The sequence below is a fragment of the Moorena sp. SIO4E2 genome (assembly GCF_010671945.1).
Classification (GTDB): Bacteria; Cyanobacteriota; Cyanobacteriia; order Cyanobacteriales; family Coleofasciculaceae; genus Moorena; species Moorena producens.
In genome coordinates this window covers 1-3,865 of sequence record NZ_JAAHIE010000133.1, presented here as the reverse complement: position 1 = coordinate 3,865, position 3,865 = coordinate 1, and the positions used below count along the sequence as shown (strand labels likewise).

Genomic DNA, 3,865 nt, shown 5'->3' with positions numbered 1-3,865 from the left:
ACTTTCAACTTTCAACTTTCAACTTTCAACAAACGTTCAGACTGCCATGCCCCGTTCCACAGCGGGTCGCTGCTGCATTGTCTCGACCCAGCGTTTGAGGTGGGGATGGTTATCTAGGGTGACTCCCAAATAGTCATAGGCAGCTACCCAAGGATAGGTAGCTATGTCGGCAATGGAGTAATCTCCAACAATGAATTCTTGTTTTGCTAATTGCTGATCTAAGACACCAAACAGACGTAGGGTTTCTTTTTCATAGCGATCGATAGCATAGGGAATCTGTTCTGGAGCAAAGCGTCGGAAGTGACTCAGTTGACCAAACATTGGTCCAACGCTTGCCATCTGGAACATCAACCATTCAATCACTTGTATTCTTGCTGCTGTATCGGTTGGCAACAACTTGCCTGTCTTTTCTGCTAAATAAATTAGGATTGCTCCTGACTCGAAAACTTTTATACCAGTATCCTGGTCAATGATAGCAGGAATTTTACTATTGGGATTGATTGCTACATATTCGGGAGTAAACTGTTCTCCCTTTGCTATGTTAATTGTGTGAACGGTGTAGGGAAGTCCTACTTCTTCGAGCATGATAGCAGGTTTGCGTCCGTTAGGCGTGGAAAAGGTATATAGATCAATCATGATTATTTTATAGGAACTCTCAATTGGGTGATGGACTTTATTTCTGGATTTTAGGGAGTAGGGAGTAGGGAGTAGGGAGTAGTGGTAATAAATTAAATTTACCTGATAAGTATGCTCAACAGTATGAGCAACGCGCTGATCTAAATTCCTCCCTGAATTTCTCCCTGATTTTATCTAAGTGCGTGCCACAATTTTTGACTCTATAAAGGTAATTTGTAATGGGCAATTAGCTATTACAAATAAAGTTTTCCCGATTACCCATTACCGATTACCCATTATCCGAGAATCGTTATCACATCCTTAAACATAAATGAGATTAGTTAGGGCATTAATTTTGTCAACTAGAGTCGGTTTACGCACAAGACCTTCCAACCGCTCAACTACTTTACCTTGGTTGAATAAAAATAGGGAAGGAATTGCTTCAATGTGATAGTGGCTGGCTAGTTGTTCGTAGTCATCAACATTTAATTTGCCTACTTTGACAACCCCATCAAATTCTGTGGCTAATTCAGTGACGATTGGATTCATTACCCGACAAGGTCCACACCATGGTGCCCAAAAATCTACTATGACTGGAATGGAACTGTTGAGGATTTCGGTTTCAAAGTTATCGTCATTTAGGGTAATATATTTGGCTGTTTCTGACATAGTTTAATTCCTCCTAAACTAGGAATGATTGTTGAGTGTTGACTGACAGTTATCAGCTATCAGCGCGTCGCGTATCAGCTTAAGCGCTACGCCCACGCTACTTGAGGTGCTATCAGCTATCAGCTTAAGCGCTACGCCCACGCTACTTGAGGTGCTATCAGCTATCAGCTATGAGTCATTGACCGTAGGCCAGGCTAATTGAGGTGCTACTTGAGGTGCTAATGCGCTACGCCCACGCTACTTGAGGTGCTTTTGAATAAAACAGGTAAGCATTGGTTTAATCTGAGTTACTTGAGCTTTTAGCTGACGGCTGACGGCTGACGGCTTAATGCTTACGATTTTTATTGAGCTACTTATACCGCTACAGCCAGGGTTTGTAATGCGCTGACAATCTCTTCTGGGTCAAGTCGCTTGGTGTAATCTAGGTCAACTAAGGCATGGGTGATGGTTCCATCGGGATTAATTACATAGGTGGCGGCAATGGGTAATTCAAAGGTTTCATCACCGTTGTGGGCAGGTAAATCAATGCCAAAGTTTTGGTAAACTGGTCGGAGTTCTTCTGGTACGGTAAAGACTAGACCAAACTCTTTGGCAATCTTATTCCCAACATCGCTTAGTACTTCAAAGGTTAGGTGGTTTTTCTCTGTAGTGGACAGGGAATTATCGGGAGTTTGAGGGGAAATAGCGACTAGGGTTGCACCTAATTTCTGAATTTCTGGTAAGAATTGCTGCAATGCTCGTAATTCTAAGTTGCAGTAAGGACACCACTGACCCCGGTAGAAGGAAATTACTACGGCTCCGGTGGCTAGTAGGTCTTGCAATTCTACCAGTTTACCTACAGCATTAGGCAGGGTAAAGTTAGGGGATTTGTCGCCAACATTGAGGCTATTGTCTACAATGCCAGAATTAGCGAGGTCTTCTCCTGCTTTTGCCATGATGAGTTTGGCTTCTTCTGGTTGCTGAGCGCGAAGCTGGGTATTTAGGTTAATCAAGTCTTGGCTTAAGGTCATGATTTACTCCTAGTTAGGTTATATTTGAACAATCGTTCCAATTAAGAGCAAAAAAAATTACTCTGTCAATTTACTGTCTCAATTTACTCTGTCAATCGAGAACGGAAAGTATGACCTTGACAATAGCTCTTAGGGTTTCTGGGTCTGGGTTGACTTTGGAGATAACCCGCAACCCTTGTATACTACTGGTGAAATATTGGGCTAATGCCTGAAGGTCATGGTTGGTTGTGATTTCCCCTTGCTCCCTTGCTGTGGATAAGGCTTTTTTAAAGGCGTTTTCCACTGAGCGCAGATTAGCAGCAATCCGGGATTTAGTCTGTGGATCGTGGGGACACAGTTCAACAGCGGTGTTGGTGAGCAAGCAGCCTCGATGGTCTTTATCGTCTACAGCCCCTTCGATGAGGTTGTAGAAAAAGTCGATAATGGCTTGCTTTGAGGCTGTGGGTGCTTCTAGGGATGCGATCGCATTTTTTACACAGGTATCATTGTAATGAGCGATCGCAGCCATGAATAGGGAACGTTTGTCACCAAAGGTGTCGTATAGACTGCCTCGGTTAATCCCCATGCTTTTGACCAAGTCCTGCATTGAGGTTCCTTCATAGCCATAAAGCCAAAAGGTTTCCATGGCTTTTTCTAGAACATCTTCTGGGTCAAAGGTTTTGTGCCTTGCCATCACCTTTGCTTAACTCGTATCTTTACTATAACAATTCTGGAACGATTGGTCAAGTAATCCAGTTGCTTCGCTGACACTGCTGGGATTTGCAGTAACTATAAGTATGTCATAAATAAATGTAATAATTTGGATGTCAGTGCAGGAGTGGACTATTGAATAACGCAGGTCTCCCGGGCGAACCAGCAAACCTTTCAGAGGTAACAGAGGTAACAGTAGATGATATTCCCGAGGCAGTAAGGGATAGACAAGATATAAAACCCCGGTCTCGTTGGCAGGTCACCTTACTAATTATTGGACTATTAGCAATAGGAGGAATCGCCTTTAGCCTGATTCCAATGGAACCAACTCCTGAAGCTCAGTCCAATCTTACCCCGTCGGGTAAAGCAACATCGACTCAAAGTCAGACAGAAGCTAGTTCACAGGGGAATAATGCTGATAACATTCTGGGACACTTACCCTACTCTGAAGTGCTAAGCTCACAACTGCAACCAATTACCCGTGATGGTCGGATTAAATTGGAGGCTGCTGCAGCTCGGAAATACAAAGCAATGGCAGCAGCAGCAAGAAGACAGGGGGTAATCCTAGTGCCAATTTCGGGTTTCCGTTCTGTGGACCAGCAAAAGTACCTGTTTTTTCAAGTAAAGGAACAGCGAGGACAGGTAGCTAGTAAACGGGCTGAAGTAAGTGCTCCCCCTGGCTACAGTGAGCATCACACTGGTTATGCGATCGATATTGGGGATGCCATGGCACCAGCTACCAACCTGAATCCTGAGTTTGAGAATACGGCAGCTTTTAAGTGGTTGGAAAAGAATGCGGCTTTCTACAGCTTTGAGTTGTCTTTTCCTAGAGACAATCCCCAAGGAATTAGTTATGAGCCTTGGCACTGGAGGTTTGTGGG

Annotated in this window: 5 protein-coding genes; 1 reads left to right on the top strand and 4 read right to left on the bottom strand. The window is 43.8% G+C overall.

Going from position 1 to position 3,865, the window contains the following annotated elements:
* Window positions 1-36: 36 nt before the first annotated feature.
* From F6K37_RS15910 to F6K37_RS15895, 4 genes are all read right to left on the bottom strand, one after another.
* Window positions 37-636 (bottom strand): glutathione binding-like protein, encoded by a 600-nt coding sequence (locus tag F6K37_RS15910; protein WP_008179868.1) that lies wholly within the window; start codon window positions 634-636, stop codon window positions 37-39.
* A gap of 300 nt (window positions 637-936) precedes the next feature.
* Complete coding sequence (gene trxA, locus F6K37_RS15905; protein WP_008179866.1) at window positions 937-1,284, bottom strand: thioredoxin; 348 nt, start codon at window positions 1,282-1,284, stop codon at window positions 937-939.
* A 353-nt stretch (window positions 1,285-1,637) separates the two neighbouring features.
* A complete protein-coding gene (locus tag F6K37_RS15900; protein WP_008179864.1) occupies window positions 1,638-2,294 on the bottom strand; it encodes a peroxiredoxin-like family protein in 657 nt (218 codons plus the stop codon).
* A gap of 91 nt (window positions 2,295-2,385) precedes the next feature.
* Window positions 2,386-2,967: a TetR/AcrR family transcriptional regulator gene (locus F6K37_RS15895; protein WP_008179862.1), complete on the bottom strand. Its 582-nt coding sequence runs from the start codon at window positions 2,965-2,967 to the stop codon at window positions 2,386-2,388.
* 152 nt (window positions 2,968-3,119) lie between these two features.
* On the opposite strand from F6K37_RS15895, the gene F6K37_RS15890 reads away from it, so the two are divergent.
* On the top strand, window positions 3,120-3,865 hold a 746-nt coding region (locus F6K37_RS15890; protein ID WP_287251121.1), incomplete at its 3' end, for a M15 family metallopeptidase.

Coding starts and splice junctions, on each gene's coding strand:
- F6K37_RS15910 (WP_008179868.1), bottom strand. CDS start 636: ATGATTGATCTATATACCTTTTCCACGCCTAACGGACGCAAACCTGCT.
- F6K37_RS15900 (WP_008179864.1), bottom strand. CDS start 2,294: ATGACCTTAAGCCAAGACTTGATTAACCTAAATACCCAGCTTCGCGCT.
- F6K37_RS15895 (WP_008179862.1), bottom strand. CDS start 2,967: ATGGCAAGGCACAAAACCTTTGACCCAGAAGATGTTCTAGAAAAAGCC.
- trxA (WP_008179866.1), bottom strand. CDS start 1,284: ATGTCAGAAACAGCCAAATATATTACCCTAAATGACGATAACTTTGAA.